Raw genomic sequence first — 24,055 nt, forward strand, 5'->3', positions numbered from 1 at the left:
CGAAGTCCTCTCAGAGCGTCACGGGCAGCGCGGGCACGGCGGCCGCGAGTTCGCCGACCAGGACCGACGCGTCGGGCAGGGAGTCGAGGTCCAGCACCATCCGCTCGATGCGAGCCCACCGGCCGGTGATGCCGATCGACTCGGCGAGGCGGCGTGCCTTGTCCACGACGGCCGGGTTCGGCAGGGGCCGCGTCGGGCCGCCGAGCGGGCCGTCCACCTCGATCTCTTCCGTGCCGCCGTCGCGCAGCGCGAGCCGCATGCGGGTGCGGAACCGGTCCTGGGGCGTGTCGAAGTCCGGGCAGTGGCGGACGTCGACACGATCCAGCACCGACCACACATCGTCGGCGGCGATCCGGTCACGGGTGAACTGCCCGGCGAGGACCTGGCCGTCCAGCAGGGCGACCGACACGGCGTAGCCGATGTTCATCTGCGCGCCGATCGTCTCCAGTGGACGCTCCGGCCGCCACCAGCCGTGGTGGTAGGCGGCGTGCGACACCTCCACGGTGATGGCCGCGATGTCGTCGGCCGTGATGCCGCGCGACCGGGCTTCCAGCGCGCAGTCGATGGGCGCGTGGGTGGCGGCCATGGCCGCGTAGGCCTTCACCCCGGTGTCGGTGAGCACCCACTCCTCCCCCAGCCCGGCGGTGATCAGGTCCGCGCGTGGGTCGTGTCCCTCGCCGAAGGTGGCGAGGAACCCGCCGTACTCGCGCTCGTAGACCCGCTTGATCCCGGTGTAGCCGGCTTCGGCGAGCGCCGCGGCGTAGAGGCCGTTGCGGGCGGCGAAACCGTGGTGCATCCGCTTGGACATGGCCTCGTACTGGGCGGCCATCAACCCCGCCGACTGGGTCGCGGCCAGGCCGAGGGCGTCCTCGACGCGCGCGGCGTCCAAGCGCCGCAACCACGCCGACGTCGCGGCGCTGGCGTGGGTGCCGAACACCGCGCCGGAGTGCCAGCCGCGGGACAGCATTTCGGCGCCGTGCAGCGCCAGCCCCACCCGGGGACCGACCTCGTACCCGGCGATCAGCGCCGTGAGCAGGTCCCGCCCGGACACCGTGCGGTCGAGGGCCGCGATGGTGCTGACCGCGCTCGGGACGACGAGCGAGTTGCTGTGCAGCGGCGCCCGCACGTGGTAGTCGTCCAGTTCGAACCCCTGGATGAAGGTGCCGTTGAGCAGGCACGCCGCCGGGGCGGAGGTGGTGCGGTCCCAGCCCAGCAACGGCACGTCGCCCTTGCCCTCGAGGGCGAGCACGGCGTCCACGGCCCGCTCGGACCACGGCAGCCGGGCTCCGACCAGCGCGCACACCAGCCCGTCGAGCAGGAGGTGCCGAGCCCGCTCGCGCACCGCGTCCGGGATGTCATCGTGCCGCAGGCCGGCGATCCAGGTCGCCAGCCGCCCGGTCACGCCGTCGGGGTCGGTCGGGTTCACACGCTCACCTCGTAACGGTTGCGGATGCGGGTTTCCAGCTGCTGCAGCGCGAGCGTCGGCACGAGCGCGAGGACCCCGATCAGGAGGACCTGGCCGATGATGTTCTCCACCCGCGCCAGCGACAGGTTGCGCAGCAACTCGTAGCCCAGGCCGGAGGAGCCGGAGAACATCTCGGCCAGCAGCAGGCCGATCAGCGTGAGGCCGAAGCACAGGCGCATGCCCGAGGCGAGCGAGGGCAGCACGCTGGGCACCACGATCCGTCGCAGCAGGGACCACCGGGACATGCCCAGGCTCGCCGACAGCTTCAGGTGCAGCCGGCGCACCCCGGCGGTGGCCTCCACCATGATCAGGAACATCGGCAGCACCCCGGACACGAAGGCGAAGGAACCCCTGCTGAGGTCGCCGATGCCGAGGAACAGCAGGAAGATCGGGTACAGCACGATCTTGGGGACGCTGTTGAGCGCGTACACCACGGGCAGGGTGGCCCGCGACCAGAACGCGCTCAAGCCGAGGAGCATGCCGGTGACCGCTCCGGCGGCGATGGCCGCGGCGTAGGACAGCAGCAGCACGCGGGCGGTGTCGCCGACGCTGCCGAGGAACCGGCTGTCGGTGATGTCCGACCGCAGGCTTTGCAGGGCCTCGCCGGGTCCGGGGTAGACGGCGCTGTCGGCCAGGGCGGCCGTCACCGTCCACACCGCCACGAGGGCGACGGCGAGGACCAGCGGCGGCACCCATCCGGGGCTCCGGCGGGCGCTCATCGCCGCCGCCAGTCGAACGCGCTCAGCGCCGCCCCGAGCGCGAGGTTGGCGAGCAGCGCGAAGACGCTGACGAACACGATGCCCGCGTACATGTCGAGGGTGTCGAAGTTGTTGTAGGCCCGGTTGACCACCTGCCCGAGCCCGGTGGTGGCGAGGATGAACTCCGTGGCCAGCACGGCGATGATCGCATACGCCAGGCCGAGTTTCAGCCCGGCGAGGATGTCCGGCAGCGCCGAGGGCAGCAGGATCTTGCGCAGCTGCTGCGCCCGGGTCATCTCCAGGGACCGGGCGAGTTTGGTGACGATCGGTGGCGCCGACTCGAATCCGACCAGGGCGTTCGCGATGACGATGACGACGCTGAACAACGTGGCCAGCAGGACGATGGGCAGCACGCCGGTCCCGAACATCACCACCATCACCGGGTAGAGCGCGAAGACCGGCAGCGCGTAGAAGACGTTGACGTAGGGCTTGACGGCCCGGTGCACCCACCGGGAGCGGGCCATGGCGTAGGCGACGGCGACCCCGGCGACCGCCGAGGCGGCGAAGCTGACGCAGATGAGCAGGACGCTGCGCAGCAGCGCGCCGACGACGAACTCGCGGTCGCCGAGCAGCTCGATCGCGCGGGCGACCATCTCGCTGACCGGGATCAGGTCGAGCCGGGACACGGCGCCGGACCGCGCGTACAGCTCGATGGCGGCGATGGCCCCGATGACGAGGACGAGCGTCCACGCCGGGGACGGCAGCCCGGCGACCCGGCGCGGAGTCGGCCGCACGTAGGACGGGACGACGGAGGACCGGGTCTTCATCGCTCGCTCCTCATCGCGACCTCGGCCTCGGTGCGGATCTGCGCCCAGATCCGCTCCTGGGCCGCCGTCGCCGCCGGTTCGGCCAGTGCGGCGTGCGCGCGCGGCCGGGGCAGGCCGACGGGGACTTCGTCGATGAACGTGCCGGGGCGGCGGCCCATCACCAGCACGCGGTCCGACAGCAGCACCGCCTCCTGGATGCTGTGGGTGATGAACAGGACGCCGCACCCGATGGTCTCGACGACGCGGAGGAGTTCCTCGGCCATCAGCATGCGGGTCTGCTCGTCGAGCGCGCCGAACGGCTCGTCGGCGAGGATGAGGTCCGGGTCCATGGACATCGCACGGGCCATGGCGACGCGTTGCCGCATGCCGCCGGACAGCTGCGCCGGGTAGTGGTTCTCGAAACCGCCCAGCCCGACGACCTCGACGAGTTCCCTGGCCCGTTCCCGCCGTTCCTTGCGGCCGACGCCGCGCACCTCCAGCGCGAAGGCGACGTTGTCGACGACGGTGCGCCACGGCAGGGTCGCCGACTCCTGGAAGACGATCGCGGTGCGCTGGCGGGGACCGGTGAGCGGTGCGCCGTCCACTTCGACGCGGCCGCGCGCCGGGTCCTGGAGGGCGCCGATGATCTCCAGCAGGGTCGATTTGCCGCACCCGCTGGGCCCGACGATGGACACGAATTCGCCGCGTCCGATGGTGAGGTCGACGGGTCCGAGCGCGTGGACGGGGCCGAAGTGCTGTTCCACGCCTTCGACGCGCACGATCGGCGTGGTCGTGGTGGACGCGGTGCCGCGCTGCGCCTGCGTCTGCGTGTTCACCGGGTGCCCTCGCATTCGGCCGGGAGCGTGGCGGGCACGTTCGCGGGCAGGTAGGTCTTCTGGAACAGGTCGCAGAACTTCAGGTCGGTGCGGTTCATGGCGAGGCGCTGGGCCTCGACGGCCTGCTGGATCGCTTCGGCGTCGAAGCCGGCGCCCCAGTTGTCGTAGCTGATGGCCTTCTCGACGATCGTGGTCGCCGCGGCGACGTCGATGTCGATGTAGTCGGCGTAGAGCTGGGCGGCCTTGGCGGGGTTGGCGCGGATGAAGTCGACGGCCTCGGCGTAGCCGGCGACCACGGCCTTGACGGTGTCGGGGTTGCGCTCGGCGAACTCCGGGGTCGTGGTGATCACGCTCTGCTGGAACTTTTTCAGGTAGTCGGCGCTGGAGACGACCACCCGGAACTTTCCGGTCTTCGCCGCCACCGACGGCGGGACGACGGCGACGTCGACGGACCCGGCCTCCAGCAGAGCCACTCCCTCGCCGACACCGCCGGAAGAGACCCGCTCGATGTCCTGGGTCGCGCCCGCGACCTTGGGCAGGATGTAGGTCAGGGACTGGGTGACCGACTGCGGGTTGGTGTAGGCCCACTTCCGGACGTCGGTGATGGTCTGCACGCGGGTGTTGGTGTCGAGTGTGTAGAAGTCGAGGCCGTAGACGCTCTGCGTCGCGCCGGCCACGACGGTCAGCGGGGTGCCCGCTTCGGTGGACTCCAGCACTGAGGTGAAGCCGACGTCGGCCATCGGCAGGTCGCCGCTGAGCATGTTGCGCACGGTGGTGCCGCCGCCCTTGCCCGGCACGATCTCGCCGATGGTCACGCCGCGCTTGGCGAAGAAGCCCTGGTCCTTGCCGACCAGCCAGGGGATCGAGTAGGGCTCGGAGGCGTTGCTGACCGCGATGTCGAACGAGGTCACCCCGGCCGTGTCCGCGCTTCCTCCGCATCCGCTGAGCACCAGTGCGGCGGCGGCCGCGCCGGCGATCAGAGCTGTCGCGCGCTTCATGTGTTTCCTCCTGTGGTCGCGTCGTTGCGATCCAGGAAGCCGGCGGCTTCCAGGCGGTTGATCAGCCCGCCGCCGGCGATGAGCTCGACGACGAACGCGGGCAGGGGCTCGATGTGGTGCTCGGTCCCCCGGGTTTCGTTGCGCAGCAGGCCCGCGGCCGCGTCGATGTCGAGGACGTCACCCTCGTCGATCAACGTGCGCGCGTCCGGCACGGTGAGCGCCGGGAGGCCGTAGTTGAGGGCGTTGCGGTGGAACAGCGAGTTGTACTGTTCGGCGACCAGGCACGAGATTCGCAAGTGGACGAACAGTTCGGCGCACGCGCGGCTGGAGCCGAGGCCGAAGTTGCGCCCCGCGACCACGATGTCACCCGCCTCGACGAGCTTGGGCCAGCCGGGCCGGGTGGCGTCGAACATGTGCTGCGCCGCTTCTTCGACGGGCAGCTTCATCGCGAACCCGGGGTACATGTCGTCGGTGTTGATCTCGTCGCCGAACACCCAGGCCCGTCCCCGGGCGCGCAGGGGTGAGGTCATGCCGCCACCTCCGCGACCTGGTCGGGTCCGGCGATGTAGCCGGTGAGCGCGGACGCCGCGACGGTGGCGGGCGAGGCCATGTAGACCTGCGCCTCGGTGCTGCCCATGCGGCCGCGGAAGTTGCGGGTGCTGGAGGTGACGCACACTTCGCCCGGGGCGAGCACGCCCATGTGGTAGCCGAAGCACGCGCCGCACGTGGAGTTGGTGACCACGGCGCCGGCCTCGACGAGGGTGCTGACGTAGCCGCGCCGGACCGCCTCCAGGTAGACCTGCTGGGAGGCCGGGGTGACGATGAGCCGCACGCCCGGCGCGACCTTGCGGCCCTCGACGACGCGGGCGGCGACCTCCAGGTCGGCGAGCTGCCCGTTGGCGCAGGATCCGATGAACGCCTGGTCGATGCGTGTGCGGTCGAGGCCGGACAGCGGCACGGCATTGTTGATGACGGTGCCCGGCAGGGCGACCATCGGCTCGACGGCACTAAGATCGAGCGTCCGCACGTCGGCATAGACGGCGTCCGGGTCGGGGTCGCTGCGGGTGTAGTCCGTGCCCGGAGTTACCTCGGCCAGGAACTCCTCGGTGAGCGCGTCGCACGGGAACAGCGTGAAGTCGGCACCGATCTCGGCGCCCTGTGTGGCGATGGTCCGCCGGTCGGACATCGGCACCGACGCCAGGCCGGGGCCGCCGAACTCGAGCGCGTGGTCGGTGGCGTCGCCGTAGCGGCCGGAGATCGTCAGGAAGATGTCCTTGCCGTTGACGTGGGCCGGTTTCGTGCCGGTGAGCTCGTAGCGGATCGTCGGCGGCACGCGGTACCAGGTCCGGCCGGTGCACAGCATCTGAAGGATCTCCAGCGGCCCCAGCCCTCGCGCGGCGGAGTTCAGCGCCCCGCCGGCGCAGGTGTGGGAGTCGGTGCAGCACACGACGGTGCCGGGCAGCACCAGGCCCTGCTCGGCGATGACCTGGTGGACGATGCCGTGCCGGCCCACGTCGTAGAACCGGTCGATGCCGTGCTTGGCGACGAACGCGCGGGCCTTGGCGCCGTGGCCGGCGTCGCGCGGGGTGGGCGCCGGGACGGCGTGGTCGAGGACGACGGCGACCTTGTCCGGGTCGTGGACCGCGCGGACGTCGGCGAGGCGGTCGTGGGCGAACTGGACGTCGATCACCACGGTCATGTCGACGTCGCAGGTGACGATCTGTCCTGGTTGGACGGTGTCGAGTCCGGCGGCGCGGGCGAGGATCCGCTCGATGATGGTGTCAGGCACGGGCTGCCTCTTTCCGGGCGGTCCACTCGTCGAGGCCGACGGCTTCGAACAGGGCGCGCGGTCCGGTGACGGGGCCGGAGACGAGGCTGCCGGCGGCGATGTCGGACATGGCTTGGGTCATGGCGGTGAAGGCGGCGCCGACGGTGGCGGCGGGCAGGATCGCGCCGGCGTAGCCGAACTGCTCCAGCTGTTCCCGCGACACCTCCGGCGACTTGCCGCCGGGGACGACGTTGAAGATGACGGGGACGCCGACCGCCGACGGGATCGCGGCGACCTGGTCGAGGGTCTGCGGCGCCTCGACGAAGATCACGTCGGCGCCGGCCGCGACGTAGGTCTTCGCCCGGTTGGTCGCGGCGTCGAAACCCTCGACGGCGATCGCGTCGGTGCGGGCCACGATCAGGGTTCCCCGTCGGCGGGCCGCGACCGCCGCCTCGATCTTGAGGGCGAACTCGTCGGCGGCGATGAGCGACTTGTCGTCGAGGTGGCCGCACCGCTTGGGGAACACCTGGTCTTCGAGCTGGACGGCCGCCGCGCCGGCGTCTTCGTAGGTGCGCACGGTGCGGAAGGTGTTGGTCTCGTCGCCGAAGCCGGTGTCGGCGTCGGCGATGACCGGGACGTCGAGGTGCCGCCGGACCACGGCGATCGCGCGGGCCATCTCGGTGACGGTGGTGAGCCCGATGTCGGGCAGGCCTTCGGCGGCGGAGACGGCCGCGCCGGAGACGTAGGCCGCCTCGGCGCCGGCGCGCGCGACGACCGCGGCGGAGAGTCCGTCGTAGACGCCGGGTGCGACGAGCAGCCGTTCGCGGCGCAGGAGTCCGGCGAGCACGGTGGCGTCAGGCATCGGCGTGCTCCTCGGCCGGGACGTGCCCCATGCGCGCGGAGATGGCCCGCGCGGTGGCGGCGACGATCGGGCCGACGCGCTCGGCCTCCTCGCGGTCGAGGCGGATCGAGGGGCCGCCGATCGCCAGGGCCGCCTCCGGCCGTCCGCCGAACCCCATCACCGGGGCGGCGACGGAGTTCAGGCCCACCTCGCGCTCGCTCTCGGTGAAGGCCCAGCCGCGGTCGCGCACCTGGGCCAGCTGGCGGTCCAGCTCCGCGCGCGTGACGACGGTCGAGTCGGTGTAGCGCTCCAGACCGGCGTCGACCGCGGCCCCGAGCGCGGCCTCGTCGAAGGCCATGAAGCACTTGCCCGCTGCGCCGGCGTGCAGCGGGAGCACCTGGCCGACGTAGCCGCGGTAGATGACGGAGTGGTGGGACGACGCGGTCTCCACCAGCACGCGGGTGGCGCCCTGGCGCACGTACAGGCCGGCGCTCTCCCCCGTCACGTCGCGCAGCTGCTCGACGAACGGCCGGGCGACGCCGAGCAGGCTCGACCCCGAGCGCGCCGGGGCGCTCCAGACGAGCACCCGCAGGCCGACGCGGTAGGTGTCGCCCTCCCGCACGAGGAGCCCCTCCTGCAGCAGGGTGGACACGATCCGCGCGACGGTCGTCGCGGGCAGCCCGGTGCGGGCGCGGATGTCCGCCACCCCGAGCCGAGGCTCGGCCTCGGTGAAGCAATCCAGTACGTCGCACGCGCGCCCGAGCACGCGCACCCCCGGCTCAGCCATCCATCCTCCAAGCACACCGTTCTGCGGTTTCGAAAACCGTATAGCGGTTTTGGACGGTAGAGGGGTGAGCTCGGTCACGTCAAGCTCCGCGGACGTGCGCAGGCGGGACTTGCGACAACTGGGGAGGTGCTGACCAGCGGGTTCGCCGGTGCTGCGACAGGGTCGGGGAAGTGCGATGAGACTCCGGCCGGCCGTTCTCTGCGGGATGCACGGAGGCTTACGACCGGATTCCCCGCTACGGCATCGACGGCGGTCTGGCTCCGCGCCTACCAGCTGCGCGATCGCCGAGCCAAGGGCGCCACCCTCGACAAGTGGCTGATCGGGCACCGACCGCGTCAGTCCACATCGGACACCAAACCGACGCGGTAGGCGAGGACGACCGCCTGCACGCGGTCTCGCAGGTCGAGCTTGTTGAGGATGCGGGAGACGTAGGTCTTGACCGTCTCCGCGGACAGGACCAGCGCCGCGGCGATCTCGGCGTTGGACAGGCCTGCGGCGAGCTGTTCGAAGACCTCCAGCTCGCGGGGGGTCAGGGCCCGCACGACCTCGTCCCTCGCCGCGCGGGACGGGTCGGCCGGGCGCAGCCGTTCCGCGAAGTGGCCGATCAAGCCCCGGGTGACGGCCGGGGCGATCAGGGACTCGCCGCGGGCGATGGTGCGGATGCCCTCGACCAGCTGGGCCGGCTTGGCGTCCTTGAGGAGAAAACCGCTGGCACCGGCGCGGAACGCCTCGTAGACGTACGCGTCGACGTTGAAGGTGGTCACGACCAGCACCTTCGGCGGCGCCTCGACGCCGGGGCCGGCGATCTGCCTGGTCGCCTCGATGCCGTCCAGGACGGGCATGCGGATGTCCATCACGACCACGTCGGGGCGCAACCGGCGCGCCATCTCCACCGCCTCGCGGCCGTCCGCCGCCTCGCCGACCACGGTCATGTCGGGCGGTGACGACAGGACGGTGACGTAACCGGTGCGCACCAGCTCCTGGTCCTCGCAGATCAGCACGCGGATCGGCGCGGTCATGCGGCGCCGACCGGGATCAGGGCGTGCACGCGGAAACCGCCGTCCGGGCGTGGTCCGGCGACCAGGTCGCCATCGAGCATCCGCAGCCGTTCCCGGAGCCCGCGGAGCCCTCGTCCGCCGGACGGCGCCACCGGTGCGGTGACGGGCCCGGTGGTGGTCACCTCGATCTCCAGGTTCTCCCGGCCGTGCCGGAGCAGGACCGTGGTCGGTTGCCCGGTCGCGTGCTTGATCGCGTTGGTGAGCGCTTCCTGCACGACGCGGTAGGCGGCCAGTTCCACGTCGACGGGCTGCGGCCTGCTGACGCCTTCTTCGGTCCATTCGACGGGTTGTCCGGACAACCGGGCCTGCTCGACCAGGTCGCTCACCCGCCCGATGGCCGGCGTCCGGACCGGGGACTCGCCGGTCACCTCGAGCACGTCGAGCAGCGCCCGCAGTTCGGTGAGCGCCCGGCGCCCGGTGTCGCTGATGGCGCTCAGCCCGTCCCCGGCGCGTGCCGGCTCCGCCTCGAGCAGGAACTGCGCCGCGTCGGCCTGGACCACCATCGCCGTCACGTGGTGGGTGACCACGTCGTGCAGATCGCGGGCGATCCGCGCCCGCTCGGTGGACGTGGCCACCTCAGCGGCCAGCCGCTCGCGTTCGGCTTGTTCCGCACGCCACCGGCGCACCCCGGTCCCTGCCAACCAGATCACCGCCATCATCAAGTAGAACGCGAGGTAGTCGAGGAACCGCGGGGGCGCCCCCAGGGTGTGCAGGACGACCGCGAGCACGGCGTAGGCCGCCGTGACCGCCGCCGCCAGCCTGCGACGGAACCGGGCGAGGTGCGCACCGGCGGCGTACAACGCCAGGAGGAGCCCCATCTTGCCGAACGTGTCCGGGTAGCCGAGCACCTGACCGGCGGCGAACGCGCTGCCGACGAGGGCGAGGCACACGGCGGGCCACCGGGTCCGCACCGCCAGCGGCAGGCACAGTGCCAGGGTCAGCACCAGCCCGGCCACCGCGCCGGCGTCGCGCCGCGGGAGGTCGCCGATCTCCGGCCCGATGTGGGAGATCGCGGGCACGAAGTCCAGCACCGCGACGACCACCGCCAACGCGGTGTCCTTGACGAGAACCGGGAGACGGGGCCACTGGCGGACCACCGCGCGGATGGGGGCGGCCGTGTCGGCGAGCACCCGCCGGAGTCTAGCGACGGCGCATCGGCACCAGGTTGCCGCGCCTGCGCGCGGCAACGAGCATCGGCACGGCGAGGACCAGGCTCACGATGACGGGCACGATCGACGCCTCGAGGCCGAAACCGCCGCCGGTGAGCAGGTCGGGGCCGGTCGGCTGGGCGACCAGCAGGCCCGCGCCCGGGTGCCCCGAGACCGGGATGCCGAGCAGCCCCACGCTGGTGTTCCAGGCGAAGTGCAGGCCGACGGCCAGCCAGATGTCGCGGCACCACAGGAACGCGGCGCCGAGCAGCACACCGGCCTCGACGGCGATCGCGAACGAGCTCCACAGCGTGGCGCCCGGGTTGGCCAGGTGCACGAGACCGAAGAACACCGCGGTGACGGCCAGCGCGACCCAGCTGCCGAACAACCGTTCCAGTGCCTGCAACGCGAACCCGCGGAAGATCAGCTCCTCGGTCACCGCCGCTCCCAGTTGCACCGCCACCACGCTCGCCACGATCGCGCCCTTGTCGCCCGAGGACCCGGTGAACGAGAACTCGGTCATCACGACGATCACCGAGGTGGCGATGAACACGACCCCGAGCACGACGCCGGTCAGCGCGCGGGGCACCGCCCGCGCCGACAGAAGTTCCGGCGTGCTCCGCCGCGCGACGTAGCGCATGACCAGCCAGTAGACGGGGACCGCCGCGACAGCCCCGACGGCGGCCAGCACCGGCGGCCCGCCGGAGGTCAGCGCCGACACCCCGCCGACACCGGCGATCCCCACGAGCATCCACACGAGCGGAAACCGCAGAACGCGGCCGAACTTCCCAGCTCCGTGACCCGTGCTCGCCACAACTCCCGCGTCCACTTCCGACCTCCCGGTTGACCCGTTGGCCACCGCGAACCGGTGACCGCCACGAACGCTACGAGCGCACGGCCGGCGTGGAATCCCCGCAGAGACGACGATTCGCGTAGCTCGCTCGGGGGATCCCGGTGCGGACTACCGAAGTGTCCACGCCAAGGGGATCCGCGCCGCTCCGGTCGCTCACTAGGTTGCGGCTGGGCCATCAAAGCCCTGGAAAACTGGAGGGCGAGGGCGTTGACGAAACACCACACATCAGTCTCCCGGAGGTTCGCCGGGCTGGTGACGGCGGTGGGGCTCGCCGTCGCCACTTTGGCGGGCTGCAACCCGGACGCGGACGATGCCGCGCCACCGACCGTCGCCGAGGCGACCGCCCCGCCGCACGTCACCTGGGGCACGTGCCCGCCACTGGCCGAGGGCGCCAGTCGTGATCCCCGGCTCGTCTGCGGCATAGTCAAAGTTCCGCTGGACTACCGGAACCCTGGCGGCGCCATCATCGACCTCGCCGTCTCGAAGCTGCCTTCCGCGCAGTCCCAGGAGCGGCGCGGTGTCCTGCTGCTGAACCCGGGCGGTCCGGCCCTGCCCGGCCTGGACATGCCGGGTGTCATGGCGCCGACCCTGCCGGAGTCGGTGCTGGCGGCCTACGACCTGATCGGTTTCGACCCGCGCGGGGTTGCACACAGCGCGCCGAGGAGCTGCGGTCTGGACGACCCGTCCGTCGCCGGCCTCTTCCCCTACCCCGCCGCGGACGGTTCGATCGCCGCGAACGTCGACCGCGCTCGTGCCGTCGCCGAGCGGTGCGCGACGAACGCGGGCACCGACCTCAAGTTCTTCACCACCGCCAACACCGCCCGCGACATGGACAGCATCCGGGTGGCTCTCGGGGAGGAGAAGATCTCCTACTGGGGCGAGTCCTACGGCACCTAACCTCGGCGCGGTCTACGCGTCGCTGTTCCCGACCGCGCCGACCGGGTCGTCCTGGAGGGCAACGTCGATCCCAGGAAGGTCTGGGCCCACGCGACGGACAACTGGGGCAAGGGCATGGCGGACCGCTTCCCCGACGCGGCCCGGATCGCCGCCGCGCAGGACGCCGTGCTCGGACTGGGCAGCACCGCCGACGAGGTCACCCGCAACTACCTGGCACTCGCCGACCGCCTCGACCGCACTCCCGCCCCCGTACCGGGCGCGGGAGTGGCTCTGGCCGGATCGATGCTGCGCAACGTCACCTACAGCCTCCTGCTGCACAACGAGACCCTGCCGGTGCTGGCCCAGTTCTGGTCGGCCGCCGCACACCTGGCCGACGGCGCGCTCACGGACGCGGACGGCCAGGTGCTGCAGCAGGTGTTCGCCGCGCCGCCGGCCACGCCGGGAGTGCCTGCCGACAACCAGGCCACCATGTTCCTGGCACTGATCTGCGGTGATGCGCGGTGGTCGCGCGACGTCGACACCTACGCCCGGAGCGCCGCCGCGGACCGCGCGGCCTGGCCGCTCACCGCAGGCATGCCCGCCAACATCTGGGCGTGCGCCTTCTGGCCCGAACCGGCCGAGGAGCCCGTCGCGGTGACCGGCGAGGGACCACGCAACACCCTGATCCTGCAGAACCGCCGGGACAACGCCACCCCGTGGGAGGACGGCCTCGGGCTCGCCGAGGTCCTCGGCCGGCGCGCGGGTTTCGTCGGCGCCGACAACGGCGGTCACTACGTCTACGGCCAGGGCTCCACCTGCGTCGACCAGGCGACGGTGACGTTCCTGACCACCGGCCGGCTACCGGACGAGAACCTCTACTGCACCGACGTCCCACAGCGATGACCGAGCGGTATGGGTCACGGTCACGGCACGTTCTCGGAGCCCTCGGGTCCGGGCCGCAGCGCGGCTCCGAAACCGTCGACCGACATGCTGAGGTTGCCCGCTTTCCTGGTTCCGATCGGCACGAACCCGCTCACCTCGGCATCCGGCTAGCGACTGCCTGCCCCCGGGGTGAGGACGGTGCGGTCGAAGGGGCCGCCGTGGGCGGCGGCGTGGGCGACAGCCTCGTTGACCTGGTCCAGGCCGAACCGGGTGATGCGCTCGGGCGCGAGGTCCAGTGCTCCCGTCGCGATGAGGCGGATCATGCCGACGTTCGCTTCGCGCGGGTACATCCATTGGCCCCGGACGGTCACCGAGTTGCGCATGATCCAGGGGTAGGGCAGGGCAAGATCCGCACCGCCGAGCATGCCGACGCCACCCATCAGCACGACCCGCCCGTACTCGCGCACCGTCATGGCGGCCGCGCGGGCCACCGAGCTGGGCGCCTCGGGCGGCAGGAGATCGAGCACCATGTCGATCCGGCCGTCGGTGGCCGCCGCCATGGCCGCGCGGTCGGTGTCTTCGTCTCCGCTGAGCTCGACCGGGCTCACCCGCGCGCCGAACCGGTCGGCGAGCAGGTCGAGGACGGCCCGGTTGCGGCCCGGGGCCACCACGTGCCCGGCGCCCATGGCCAGCGCGACGGCCACCGCGCTGCTGCCGAGGTTGCCGGTCGCCCCGCTGATCAGCAGCGTCTCCCCGGCCTCGAGCCGGCCTGCCAGCAGCCCGCCGTAGGGAATGGTGTGCACCCCCAGCACGGACCAGCGTTCGGGATCGGCCGCGGCCCCGGCGGGCAGGGGGTACACGTTCTCCGTGGGAACGCGCATGAGTTCGGCGAACGGTCCGTCGTGGAAGTACCGGGCCAGCCTGGCGCCGCCCTCGCCGCGGGAGCTCCACCCCTGCAGCGTGATGTCCGGTGTCAGGGCGTCGTCGCGGGCGCGGACCGTCGAGTCGCACCACACCACGTCCCCCACCTTGAGCTTGGTGGCGTCCGGCCCCACGCTCACCACCCGGCCGATGCCGCCGACACCCGGCACGACCGGCAGTTCCAGCGGATAGCGCCGGGCGCCGCTGAACACATCGGCCGCGTACGGGGGCACGCAGGTCGCCAGGACCTCGACCAGCACCTCACCGGTGCCGGTTCGCGGGTCCGGCGCGTCGTGCACCTTGAGCGGGGAACCGAAAGCTGTGAGTGTCGCTGCACGCATGGAAAACCTTCCTGTCTCGTCCTCCGCCACGCTAGGCGCGGCAGGGACATGCGGGAAGCGACGATCCGGCATCTCTGGTATGCGTGGTCAGCATGGACGTGTCGAGCGCGAGCCTGCGGGTGCTGTGTCAGATCGCCGAATCGGGCAGCTTCACCGCTGCCGCTGCGGAGCTGGGTTACACGCAGTCCGCGGTCTCACGCCAGGCGATCGCGCTGGAACGCAGCGTCGGAGCCACCTTGTTCGAGCGGCGGACCGACGGGGTGCGGCTCACCCAGCGCGGGCTGACGCTGCTGCGCCATGCCCGGACGATCCTGGAGTCGGTCGACGCGGCCGAGCGTGACCTGACCGGTGCGGCTCCCCGCACGGAACTGGTGCGGCTCGGGCTGGTCCTCAGCGCCGGCCCGGTGATCCTGCCCGCCGCACTCGCCCGGCTCGCCAGGACGGCGCCCGGGGTCCGGGTTTCCACCCGCGAAGGCACCACGCCGGGCATGGCCAGGGCGTTGCGCACCGGTTCCATCGACATCGCCGTGCTCACCTCGCGCCCGCCGCACCGCCCACCGGACGGCGAGTCGCCGCGGCTGCACACCACGGTCGTCCAGGACATCGAGCTTCTCGTGGCGGCGTCGGCCACCGGCACGTTCGCTGGCCGCACGTCCGTGCACGTCGACGAACTGGTCGGCGCGCCGTGGATCGCCAGCCCGTCCTCGAGCGGGGAGCCACTGCTCGGTGTCTGGCCGGGCCTGCCGGGGCGAGCGCACATCGTCCACAATGCACGGGACTGGCTGACGAAACTGCATCTGGTGGCGGGTGGTTTCGGCGTCACCACGATCCCGGAAGGGTTGTCGCCGGTGCTGCCGCCGGGCGTGATCCCCCTGCGGGTCCAGGGCGCGCCACCGGAGATCCGCAGGGTCCTCGTCGCCCGGCTCCCCGGCCCTGCCACGCCGGCGATCTCAGCGGTCACCCAGGCGATCACCTCGGCCGTCCTCGATCAGAGCTCCGAGCGCCGGCGAGCTCACTGAGCGCCGACACGGGCCAGTGCCCAGTCGTTGTAGTCCTTTTCGGACGTCTCGCGCCGCATCCGGGCCGAGAATTCGACGTCTTCGCCGACCAGGTACCGGAGCTGGGTGCTGTCGTCCTCGGCCGCGGTGACGACGGCTTCGGCCACCGTCCGGGCGGTCGCGAGCCGGTAGGGCCCCTCCTGCTCGAACGCGCCCATCACCTGTCGCACGAGCGGCTCGTAACCGGCGGGGACGGGGACGGCCTGAGCGCTTTCGGCGGTGCGGGCCAGGAAGTTGGTCCCCCGCACCAAGCCGGGCTCGACGAGCTTGACCGAGACCCCGCGCGCGGCCGCCTCGTAGCGCAGGGATTCGGTGAAGCCTTCGACGGCGAACTTGGTCGCGCTGTACACCGACAGCAGTGGCTCGGGGACGATCCCGGCCCCGGAGCTGATCGCGATCAGACGGCCGCCCTGGGCCGCGAGGATCGGCAGGGCGGCCTGCGTCACCTGCATCATCCCGAAGACGTTGGTCTCGAACAGCGCCCGGACGGTGGCCATCGGGGTGGACTCGAAGACGGAGAACAGCCCGGCGCCGGCGTTGTTGACGACGCAGTCGAGCCGGCCGAACCGGGCCAGGGCGTCCCGGAGGGCAGCCTGGATCGAGTCCGGGTCGGTGATGTCGAGTACGGGGGTCAGCAGGTGCTCGGTGGCCGGGCCGAGGTGGTCCTCCGGCAGCGGGCGGCGGGCCGTCGCGACGACGTTCCACCCCCGGTCCAGGAAGAGCTCGGCTGTGGCCTTGCCGAACCCCGAGGAGCTGCCGGTGATCAGGACGGTCTTGCGGATTTCTGTGCTCACACATCAAGTCTCGACGCCGCCACCCGGACTGTCTATCATCAAAGCTCCGATAATAGTTGGCGAGCGTCCGGATGACTGATCCTCTGGCCGAGGTGATCGGCCTGCTGCAACCGCGCGTCGTCCTCTGGAAGCAGATCGAGGGCTCCGGGCGGTGGGGGTTGCGGTTCGAGGCGAACTCCGACGTCAACTTCGGTGTGGTCACCGCCGGCGAGTGCTGGCTGCGGTGCGAGGGAGACCCGGTCCCACTCGCGGAGGGGGACTTCCTGCTGCTGTCCGGCCCACCCGCCTTCACTTTCAGCAGTGACCTCGGCGGGGACGTCGTCGACGGGGAACGGGCGCTGGCCGGCGCCCCGGACAACCACCTGAGACTGGGCAGCGAGGGCGGGCCAGTTGTGCGGCTGCTCGCCGGGCATTTCGCGATCGAGCCGGAAAACGCCCATCTCCTGCTGGACCTGCTGCCGACGGTGGTCCACCTGCGGGCGGGCACCGACGGCGCCGGGCGGATCGCGAAGCTGCTCGAACTGATCGGGGACGAAGCCGGCGCGGACCGGCCCGGTGGGTCGCTGGTGCTGTCCCGGCTCGTCGAGGTGATGCTGGTCGAGGCGCTGCGCAGTGCTCCGGCGACGCTGGAGCACCCGGCGGCCAACCTCCTGGCGGGCCTGAGCGACCCGCCGGTGGCGGCTGCCCTGCACGCGATCCACGCGGACATCGCCCGGCCCTGGACGGTGGCCGACCTGGCGGCCGAGGCGCGGATCTCTCGATCTGTCTTGGCCGAGCGGTTCGCCCAGCGTGTGGGCCTGACGCCGATCGAGTACCTGCTGTCCTGGCGGATGGCCATCGCCAAACGCGCTCTGCGGCAAGGGAACCAATCGATCGCCGAGATCGCCCGGCAGATCGGCTACGGCTCGACGAGCGCGTTCAGCACGGCGTTCGCCCGTGTCACCGGATCAGCTCCCGGCCGGTACGCGCGCCGGCAGCCTTCTGTTTAGCGGCCTCGGCTGGGTGGTTGCGGTTGTCGGGGGACAACGTGGGCCACCTTGCGCGCTCTGCGGGTCCGTCGCCGCGGGCATCCTGATCCTGCCGGAAGTCAAGGCAAGGAAAGGAAAACACATGACCGCAGGGGCATCGGTGTGGTTCGTGACCGGGTGCTCGACCGGGTTCGGCCGTAGCCTGGCCGAGCATCTGCTCGATCTCGGCCACCGGGTGGTCGTCACCGCGCGGCGCACCGAGACGATCGCGGATCTGGCCGACCGCGGGCAGGCCTTGGTCCTCCCGCTGGACGTGGCCGACGACGAGCAGGTGCGGGCGGCTGTCCGGGCGGCGGAGGACCACTTCGGACAGATCGACGTTCTGGTGAACAACGCCGGCGTCGGTTACTTCGCGGCTGTCGAGGAGAGCGACGAGGAACAGATCCGCACGCTGTTCGACGTCAACTTCCACGGCGTCTCCCGCATGGTCCGCGCGGCGTTGCCGGGCATGCGCCGCCGCCGCAGTGGGGTCATCGTCAACCTCACCTCGATCGGCGGGCTGGCCGGGTTCCCGGCCGTGGGCTACTACTGCGCGACCAAGTTCGCGGTCGAGGGCCTCAGCGACACCCTTCGCCACGAGCTCGCTCCGCTGGGCATCGGCGTGATGACCGTCGAGCCGAGCGCGTTCCGCACCGACTGGGCCGGCTCCTCGGCCGAGACCACCCAGCCGATCGCCGACTACGACGCGACCGCGGGCGCGGCACGCCGGGCCTACCACGAGTCCGTCGGTCGCCAGGCCGGCGACCCCGACCGCGCCGCCCGCGCCGTGGTACAGGCCGTCGAGGCGCCGGACCGCCCGCAGCGTCTGCTGCTGGGCAATGAGGCCTACGACACCGCGGTCGGCCGGTTCCGCGCCGCCCTCGACGAGTTCGCACGCTGGGAATCCGTGACCCGCGGCGCCGACTACCCCGTCACCGTCCACAACTGACACTCGGAGGAACACCATGAACCGCTTCACTGGCAAGGTCGCCGTCGTCACCGGCGGCGGTTCCGGCATCGGTGAGGCCGCCGCCCGCCGCCTGCTCGCCGAAGGAGCGAGCGTCGTGATCGCCGGGCGCAGCGAGAAGCGGCTGCGCGAAGCCGCCCGGACGATGCCCGCGGACCGGGTCCTCGTCCACGTCGCCGACGTCTCGGTCCGGGCCGACTGCGACGCCGTGGTGGCCGCCGCCCTGGACCGCTTCGGCCGGATCGACACGCTGGTCAACGCGGCCGGGATGAACCTCGTCGGTTCCGTGCCCGCCACCAGCGACGAGGACTGGCGCGCCTGTATGGGCGCGGACCTCGACGGCGTGTTCTTCATGATCCGCGCCGCCCTGCCCGCCCTCACCGCGAGCAAGGGCTCGATCGTGAACGTCGGATCGGTCTCCTCGCTCGGCGGCGGCTGGAGCCACGCGGCCTACTGCGCGGCGAAAGCGGCGGTGGCGAACCTGACCCGCGCGGTCGCCTGTGACCACGGCGCCGACGGTGTCCGCGCCAACGTCGTCTGCCCCGGCCTGACCGTCACCGACATGGTTTCGGAGATCATGGCCGACGAAGCGCTGCTCGGCAAGGCGTGGGAGCGCATCCCGCTGCGCCGCGCCGGGCAGGTCGACGAGGTCGCCGCCGCGATCGCGTTCCTCGCCAGCGACGAGGCGGCGTTCATCACCGGCGCGAGTCTCGCCGTCGACGGTGGCCAGACCGCCACCGACGGCGGTCCCGAATGGGGCAAGTGACCGGTCGCCTAAGAGGCGGTTTCCTCTCGCGCCCGGGCCAGGATGGCCTGGGCGCGGAGGACGACCGGCCGGTCCACCATCTGTCCGTTGTGGACGCCGACGGAGCCGTCGGTGACCGAGGACAGGATCTCCTTGGCCCACTGGACTTCCTCGCCGGAAGGGGTGAAGGCGGCGTTGACGGGGTCGATTTGGTTCGGGTGGATGCACAGTTTGCCGGTGAAGCCCAGCTCGATCGCGTGCGCCAGGTCCGCGCGCAGCACCGCCGGGTCCTCCAGCGCAGTGGTGACGCCGTCGATCGGGGCGGCGCGGGCGGCCGCGGCGGCGGCGATCACCACCGCGGAGCGCGCGTGCTGCAGGGCGGTGTGGGAGTGGTGGTCGACGCCGAGCTGGGCCGCGAGATCGATGCTGCCGAACGCGGGCCGCACCACGCCCTCCGCGGCGCAGACCTCCACAGCCCGCGCCACGCCGAGCGCGGTTTCGATCAGCGGGATCACCGGCGTGCCGATCGACGCCGGCACGGCTGGGTCTTCGGCCTTGGGCACCATGACGGCGGTGGCGTGGTCGGCGACGGCGGCCAGGTCGTCGTCGAACCACGGTGTGCCGGGGCCGTTGATCCGCACCACCGCCTCACCAGATGCCAGCCACGCCCGGACATGTTCCCGCGCCGAAGCCTTCTGGTCGGGGCCGACGGCGTCCTCCAGGTCCAGCACCACCACGTCACAACCGGAGGCGGCGGCCTTGGCGAACCGGTCGGGGCGGTGGCCGGGCACGAACAGGAAACTCCGCGCACCAGCGATCATGCGACACCTCGCAGCTGGCCGGTGGCGGTCTGCCGCCCATACAGGTCCCGCACCGCCGTGGTCACCCCATCCGGTTCCTCGCTGGCGGCGGTGATCAGCCCCTGGTGGTCGAACAGCGGCGACACCAGCCGGTAGGTGAACTCCACCTCACCGCCGACACCAAGAGCGCGGGCGGCTTCGGCCATCACCAGCGCCTGCAGCGGCCCGTGGGTCAGCAAACCGGGATAGCCCTCGACATCGCGGGCGTAGTCGCGGTCGTAATGAATCCGGTGCGCGTTGTAGGTCAGCGCGGAGAACCGGAACAACAACGTCGGCGTCACCGCGATCGCCCACTCCCCCGGCCCGGCCGGCACCACCTCCCCAGCCGAGACCGCGGGCAGACTCCCAGCGGCCGGACGGTAGACGATGTCCTGCCGCTCCTCCACCACCACCCGCCCGCCTTGCGAGATCAGGTGCTCCACGGTCACGAAGGTCAAGGGCCCGGACCGGCCCTGCTTGTCGGCCACCGACACCACCCGGGTGCGCCGCGTCGCCGCCTCTCCGCACCGCAACACCCCGCGCGTGCGGACCCGGCCGCCGGCCCACATCCGCCGCCGCCCCGGCCCCGGCGGCGCCGGCACACAATTGCGCACCGGATGCCCATCCGGCCCCAGATCCGCCTGCGCCGGGCGTTCCAGCAGGTAGAACCAGTGCCACAACAACGGCAGCCCCTCGCGGGCCAGGTCCGGCACCGGCACGTCCAGCAACGCCCCCAGCGCCCGCGCCGGCTCCGGCGACAACACCTCGGTGCGCTCCAAGACCTCGGTCACGGCGTCAGATCCGGTTCCGGTTGATCAACTGCCGCGCGATCACGCCACGCTGGATCTCGTTGGTGCCCTCACCCACGATCATCAACGGCGCGTCCCGGAAATACCGCTCCACATCGAACTCCGTCGAATACCCATACCCGCCGTGGATCCGCACCGCGTTCAACGCCACCTCCATCGCCGTCTCCGACGCGAACAGCTTCGCCATCCCCGCCTCCATGTCACACCGCTGCCCCGAGTCATACCGACGCGCAGCCATCAACACCAGCTGCCGCGCCGCCTCCAGCTTCGTCGCCATGTCCGCGAGATAGTTCCCGATCGACTGATGCTGCCAGATCGGCTTACCGAACGACTGCCGCTGCTGGGCGTACCGCAGTGAGTCCTCCAAGGCCGCCCGCCCCACGCCCAGGGCCCGGGACGCCACCTGGATCCGGCCCACTTCCAGGCCCTTCATCATCTGCGCGAACCCCTCACCCTCGGCACCACCGAGCAGCGCGTCCACCGGTGCGCGGTACCCGTCGAAGGACAGCTCGCAGCTCTCCACCCCCTTGTAGCCCAGCTTCGGCAGGTCACGGGACACGGTGAGCCCGTCGCCGTGTTCCACCAGCAGGATGCTCATCCCCGCGTGCCGGGGCGTCGCGGCCGGATCGGTCTTGCACAGCAGCGCGATCAGCTGCGAGCGGCGGGAGTTGGTGATCCACGTCTTCGACCCGTTGACGACGTAGTGGTCCCCCTCGCGCCGGGCCGTGGTGGTCATCGCCTGCAGATCGGATCCGCCGCCCGGCTCGGTGAGCGCCATGGTCGCCCGGATCTCCCCGGTGGCCATCCGCGGCAGGTACCGGTCCCGCTGCTCCGGCGTGCCGAACGTGGCGATCAGCTTCGACACCACCGTGTGCCCGCCCATCGCTCCGGCCAGGCTCATCCAGCCGCGCGCCAGCTCCTCGGTCACCTGGACGTAGCACGGCATCGACACCGCGACCTCGCCCCACGGCTCCGGGATCGCCAGCCCGAAGATGCCCATCTCCTTCATCGCGTCGATGAGCTTCTCCGGATAGGTGTTGTCGTGCTCCAGCTCCCGCGCCACCGGCCGGACCTCGCGGTCCACGAAGTCCCGGACGGTGTCGACGATGAACTGCTCTTCGGTGCTCAGCTCAGGCATGGTGTGTCCTCGCAGTGGTGGGTGGCGGCACGAGGTGCCGGGGTCCGGTGGCGACGCCGTCGAGGGCGAGCACCCGGCCGCCCTTGGCCGCCGTGACGACGAGTGTGTCGCGGGCCGGGCCCGCGAAGCACAGGTTGGTCGGAAAGGTGCCGTCCGGGAAGCGGATCGGCGCCAGCGGGGTGCCGTCGGTGCCGAGCACGGCGATCCGGTCGGCGTCGGGCAGGGCCGCGTAGAGCCGCCCGTCGGCGTCGAACGCCAGACCGTCCGGCCCGCCGGGAAGCGCGGCGAGGACACCGTCGAAGCGCAGGGACGCCCCGTCCCAGGTGTAGCCGAGCAGACGGCGTTCGCGGGTGGCGGCGACGACCAGCCGGTCGCCGTCGAAGGCCAGCCCGTTGGGGAAGTCGATCCCCTCGGCCACCACTTCGAGCCGGCCGTCCCGCGGGTCGTAGGCGAGCACCTGGCCGGGCCCCTCCTCGTGGGGGCTGCCGGGGTCGGTGAACCAGATCCGCCCGTCCGGGCCGCGGACCAGGTCGTTGGGCGCGCGCACGCCAGTGGTGAGGGCGTCCAGGACCGTGCCGCCGAGCAGGGTCTGCAGTCCCGCCGCGGCCGGGCGGTGCGAGCTGCTCCGCCGCACCGATCCCCCGTTCTGGGCGACCCACACCCGGCCGTGCTCGTCCTCGGCCAGCCCGTTGGGGCCGCCGCCGGTCTCGACGCGTCGCACGACGGCGCCGGTGCGGTGGTCGAGTTCGAGGACCTGGCCGCGGGACACGCTGGTCACGAGCAGGCGGCCGTCGCTGGTCCACAACGGGCCTTCGGTGAAGCCGGCGCCGCTGGTGAGCAACCGGATGTCAGGCATCGAACACCTCGCGGAGCTTGAGCTTGCTGACCTTGCCGGTGTCGGTGAGCGGCAGGTCGGCGGCGGTCATCAGGACGAACCGCGACGGCACCTTGTACCCGGCCGCCTGGCCCCGGATGTGGGCGGTCAGGTCGGCGACGAGCCCGTCCTGCTCGGCTCCCGGGTCGCGGGGCACCAGCACGCAGGCCATCACCTCGTCCCCGTTCTCGCCGGGCACGCCCATGACGAAGGCCTGGTCGACGGCCTCGTGCGCGATGAGGATGTCCTCGACCTCGGCGGGGGCGATGTTGATGCCCTTGATCTTCATCATCTCCTTGCGCCGCCCGGCGAAGTGCAGCCGGCCGTGCTCGTCGAGCCAGCCCAGGTCGCCGGTGCGGAACCAGCCGCCGGGCCGGATGGCGTCGGCGTCGAGTTCGGGCGCGTCGAGGTAGCCGTCGATCACCGCGCCGGACAGCTCGATCTCCCCGGTCACCCCGGCCGGGCACGGCACGCCGGCGTCGTCGGCGATCCGGACCTGCTGCGTGGGCAGCGCGGTGCCGCAGGTGCTCAGCTTGACCTCGACCGGATCGAGCGCGTCGCTGACCGTGGAGTGGCCGTAGCCTTCGGTGAGCCCGTACATGCTGCACACCTGGGTGACGCCGAGTTCCTCGATCACCAGGCGCTTGTCCTCGGCGGTGAACCCGCACGTGCCGGTGCGCAGCGACGAGATGTCGCGCTTGCCGAACGACGGCGCCGACAGCAACGCCCGCGTGGTGGGCGCGAGTCCGTAGTAGACGGTGCAGCGCTCGCGCTCGATGAAGGCCAGCGCCTCCTCGCCGTCGAGGCGTTCCTGCAGGCAGAGCGTGGTGGCGTGGGTGAGGGCGACGGGCAGGGCGTTGGCCGTGCCGTAGCCGAAGAAGAACGGCGCCGAGATCCACAGCCGGTCGCCGGGGCGCAGGTGCTGGCGGCGGCCGATCTCGCGGGGGTTGGCGACCAGCGGGCCGTGGCGCAGCGGGACCGGTTTGGGTTTCGCGGTGCTGCCGCTGGTGAACAGGATCGCCGCCAGGTCGCCGGAGCCGACCGGGACGTCGACGGGCGGGCCGGCGGGCAGCGCCGGGGGCAGCTCGGCGCCGGCGGGCCAGGTGAGCGCGCCGAGGTAGTCGCGGCGGGATTCGCCGTAGAGCTCGCCGTACCCGGCCTGGGCCAGGTCGGCGAGGACGTCGCGGCCGAACAGCTTGTCGTCGGTGACGACCGCCCTCAGCCCGGCCCGCTCGATCACGTAGGCGTATTCGGAGGAGCGGTACCAGGTGTTGACCGGGACCGCGACGAGACCGGCTAGGTGCGCGCCGAGGGTCGCGGTGAGCCAGCGCAGCCCGTTGGGCAGCAGCACTCCCACCCGGTCGCCCGGCCGCAGTCCCGCGGCCGCGTAGCCCGCGGCCATGCGTTCGCACGCGCCGAGCAGGCCGGCGAAGGTGGTGCGGCCGTCGGCGGCGACCACGGCCTCGTGGTCGCCGAAGTGCTCGCCGAGGGCACGCAGCACCCCGGGCAGGGTGTCCTGGTCGAGAAGCCGGTAGTGATCCACAGT

General features: G+C 71.9%; 25 protein-coding genes. 6 read left to right on the plus strand and 19 right to left on the minus strand.

The window, feature by feature from the left end:
* Positions 1-10 precede the first annotated feature (10 nt).
* From ABZ215_RS15040 to ABZ215_RS15095, 12 genes are all read right to left on the minus strand, one after another.
* Positions 11-1,426 (minus strand): MmgE/PrpD family protein, encoded by a 1,416-nt coding sequence (locus ABZ215_RS15040; RefSeq protein ID WP_354949951.1) that lies wholly within the window; start codon positions 1,424-1,426, stop codon positions 11-13.
* Positions 1,423-2,184: an ABC transporter permease subunit gene (locus ABZ215_RS15045; protein WP_354949952.1), complete on the minus strand. Its 762-nt coding sequence runs from the start codon at positions 2,182-2,184 to the stop codon at positions 1,423-1,425. Before ABZ215_RS15045 ends, ABZ215_RS15040 begins: the two co-directional genes overlap by 4 nt.
* A complete protein-coding gene (locus ABZ215_RS15050) occupies positions 2,181-2,990 on the minus strand; it encodes an ABC transporter permease subunit (protein WP_354949953.1) in 810 nt (269 codons plus the stop codon). The genes ABZ215_RS15045 and ABZ215_RS15050 overlap by 4 nt, the downstream gene beginning before the upstream one ends.
* Positions 2,987-3,805, minus strand: a complete 819-nt coding sequence (locus tag ABZ215_RS15055) for an ABC transporter ATP-binding protein (protein ID WP_354949954.1) — start codon at positions 3,803-3,805, stop codon at positions 2,987-2,989. The genes ABZ215_RS15050 and ABZ215_RS15055 overlap by 4 nt, the downstream gene beginning before the upstream one ends.
* Entirely contained in the window at positions 3,802-4,803 is a 1,002-nt protein-coding gene (locus tag ABZ215_RS15060; protein ID WP_354949955.1) for an ABC transporter substrate-binding protein, read from the minus strand. Before ABZ215_RS15060 ends, ABZ215_RS15055 begins: the two co-directional genes overlap by 4 nt.
* Positions 4,800-5,333 carry a 3-isopropylmalate dehydratase gene (locus ABZ215_RS15065; RefSeq protein WP_354949956.1) on the minus strand — a complete coding sequence of 178 codons (534 nt, stop codon included), beginning with the start codon at positions 5,331-5,333 and terminating at the stop codon, positions 4,800-4,802. The genes ABZ215_RS15060 and ABZ215_RS15065 overlap by 4 nt, the downstream gene beginning before the upstream one ends.
* Positions 5,330-6,592: an aconitase/3-isopropylmalate dehydratase large subunit family protein gene (locus tag ABZ215_RS15070; RefSeq protein WP_354949957.1), complete on the minus strand. Its 1,263-nt coding sequence runs from the start codon at positions 6,590-6,592 to the stop codon at positions 5,330-5,332. The genes ABZ215_RS15065 and ABZ215_RS15070 overlap by 4 nt, the downstream gene beginning before the upstream one ends.
* Complete coding sequence (locus ABZ215_RS15075) at positions 6,585-7,433, minus strand: isocitrate lyase/PEP mutase family protein (protein ID WP_354949958.1); 849 nt, start codon at positions 7,431-7,433, stop codon at positions 6,585-6,587. The genes ABZ215_RS15070 and ABZ215_RS15075 overlap by 8 nt, the downstream gene beginning before the upstream one ends.
* Positions 7,426-8,199, minus strand: coding sequence for an IclR family transcriptional regulator (locus ABZ215_RS15080; RefSeq protein ID WP_354949959.1), 774 nt, complete (start codon positions 8,197-8,199; stop codon positions 7,426-7,428). The genes ABZ215_RS15075 and ABZ215_RS15080 overlap by 8 nt, the downstream gene beginning before the upstream one ends.
* Positions 8,200-8,534: 335 nt before the next feature.
* Entirely contained in the window at positions 8,535-9,218 is a 684-nt protein-coding gene (locus ABZ215_RS15085; protein ID WP_354949960.1) for a response regulator transcription factor, read from the minus strand.
* Complete coding sequence (locus ABZ215_RS15090; RefSeq protein WP_354949961.1) at positions 9,215-10,387, minus strand: histidine kinase; 1,173 nt, start codon at positions 10,385-10,387, stop codon at positions 9,215-9,217. Before ABZ215_RS15090 ends, ABZ215_RS15085 begins: the two co-directional genes overlap by 4 nt.
* A 10-nt stretch (positions 10,388-10,397) precedes the next feature.
* Positions 10,398-11,156, minus strand: coding sequence for a CPBP family intramembrane glutamic endopeptidase (locus ABZ215_RS15095; protein WP_354949962.1), 759 nt, complete (start codon positions 11,154-11,156; stop codon positions 10,398-10,400).
* Between the two features lie 354 nt (positions 11,157-11,510).
* Between ABZ215_RS15095 and ABZ215_RS15100 the strand changes: the two genes are divergently transcribed.
* Positions 11,511-12,155 (plus strand): alpha/beta fold hydrolase, encoded by a 645-nt coding sequence (locus ABZ215_RS15100; RefSeq protein ID WP_354949963.1) that lies wholly within the window; start codon positions 11,511-11,513, stop codon positions 12,153-12,155.
* Between the two features lie 114 nt (positions 12,156-12,269).
* Positions 12,270-13,037 carry an alpha/beta hydrolase gene (locus ABZ215_RS15105; RefSeq protein WP_354949964.1) on the plus strand — a complete coding sequence of 256 codons (768 nt, stop codon included), beginning with the start codon at positions 12,270-12,272 and terminating at the stop codon, positions 13,035-13,037.
* A 146-nt stretch (positions 13,038-13,183) separates the two neighbouring features.
* Here the strand turns inward: ABZ215_RS15105 and ABZ215_RS15110 are convergent, their stop codons facing one another.
* Positions 13,184-14,278: a zinc-binding dehydrogenase gene (locus tag ABZ215_RS15110; protein WP_354949965.1), complete on the minus strand. Its 1,095-nt coding sequence runs from the start codon at positions 14,276-14,278 to the stop codon at positions 13,184-13,186.
* A 92-nt stretch (positions 14,279-14,370) separates the two neighbouring features.
* Here ABZ215_RS15110 and ABZ215_RS15115 point away from each other — a divergent pair, with 92 nt between their 5' ends.
* Positions 14,371-15,297 carry a LysR family transcriptional regulator gene (locus ABZ215_RS15115; protein ID WP_354949966.1) on the plus strand — a complete coding sequence of 309 codons (927 nt, stop codon included), beginning with the start codon at positions 14,371-14,373 and terminating at the stop codon, positions 15,295-15,297.
* Here ABZ215_RS15115 and ABZ215_RS15120 read toward each other — a convergent pair.
* On the minus strand, positions 15,291-16,130 hold the full coding sequence (locus ABZ215_RS15120) for an SDR family oxidoreductase (RefSeq protein WP_020415896.1): 840 nt from the start codon (positions 16,128-16,130) through the stop codon (positions 15,291-15,293). The genes ABZ215_RS15115 and ABZ215_RS15120 overlap by 7 nt on opposite strands.
* Positions 16,131-16,201: 71 nt before the next feature.
* Here ABZ215_RS15120 and ABZ215_RS15125 point away from each other — a divergent pair, with 71 nt between their 5' ends.
* The 3 genes from ABZ215_RS15125 (at position 16,202) to ABZ215_RS15135 (ending at position 18,870) form a co-directional block, all read left to right on the plus strand.
* Complete coding sequence (locus tag ABZ215_RS15125; RefSeq protein ID WP_354949967.1) at positions 16,202-17,119, plus strand: AraC family transcriptional regulator; 918 nt, start codon at positions 16,202-16,204, stop codon at positions 17,117-17,119.
* 121 nt (positions 17,120-17,240) lie between these two features.
* Positions 17,241-18,086 carry an oxidoreductase gene (locus ABZ215_RS15130; protein WP_020415898.1) on the plus strand — a complete coding sequence of 282 codons (846 nt, stop codon included), beginning with the start codon at positions 17,241-17,243 and terminating at the stop codon, positions 18,084-18,086.
* A 16-nt stretch (positions 18,087-18,102) separates the two neighbouring features.
* Positions 18,103-18,870, plus strand: coding sequence for an SDR family oxidoreductase (locus ABZ215_RS15135; protein ID WP_354949968.1), 768 nt, complete (start codon positions 18,103-18,105; stop codon positions 18,868-18,870).
* Between the two features lie 8 nt (positions 18,871-18,878).
* On the opposite strand, the gene ABZ215_RS15140 is transcribed toward ABZ215_RS15135, so the two are convergent.
* From ABZ215_RS15140 to ABZ215_RS15160, 5 genes are read right to left on the minus strand one after another with little or no spacing between them, the layout of a single operon-like run.
* Positions 18,879-19,670 carry a CoA ester lyase gene (locus ABZ215_RS15140; protein ID WP_354949969.1) on the minus strand — a complete coding sequence of 264 codons (792 nt, stop codon included), beginning with the start codon at positions 19,668-19,670 and terminating at the stop codon, positions 18,879-18,881.
* Positions 19,667-20,479, minus strand: a complete 813-nt coding sequence (locus ABZ215_RS15145) for a MaoC family dehydratase N-terminal domain-containing protein (RefSeq protein ID WP_354949970.1) — start codon at positions 20,477-20,479, stop codon at positions 19,667-19,669. Before ABZ215_RS15145 ends, ABZ215_RS15140 begins: the two co-directional genes overlap by 4 nt.
* Before the next feature lie 4 nt (positions 20,480-20,483).
* Complete coding sequence (locus ABZ215_RS15150; RefSeq protein WP_354949971.1) at positions 20,484-21,635, minus strand: acyl-CoA dehydrogenase family protein; 1,152 nt, start codon at positions 21,633-21,635, stop codon at positions 20,484-20,486.
* Positions 21,628-22,491, minus strand: a complete 864-nt coding sequence (locus ABZ215_RS15155) for an SMP-30/gluconolactonase/LRE family protein (RefSeq protein ID WP_020415903.1) — start codon at positions 22,489-22,491, stop codon at positions 21,628-21,630. Before ABZ215_RS15155 ends, ABZ215_RS15150 begins: the two co-directional genes overlap by 8 nt.
* Positions 22,484-24,052 (minus strand): class I adenylate-forming enzyme family protein, encoded by a 1,569-nt coding sequence (locus ABZ215_RS15160; RefSeq protein WP_354949972.1) that lies wholly within the window; start codon positions 24,050-24,052, stop codon positions 22,484-22,486. The genes ABZ215_RS15155 and ABZ215_RS15160 overlap by 8 nt, the downstream gene beginning before the upstream one ends.
* Between the last annotated feature and the right edge of the window lie 3 nt (positions 24,053-24,055).

The sequence above is a fragment of the Amycolatopsis sp. NPDC006131 genome (assembly GCF_040614175.1).
Lineage (GTDB): Bacteria > Actinomycetota > Actinomycetes > Mycobacteriales > Pseudonocardiaceae > Amycolatopsis_E > Amycolatopsis_E tucumanensis.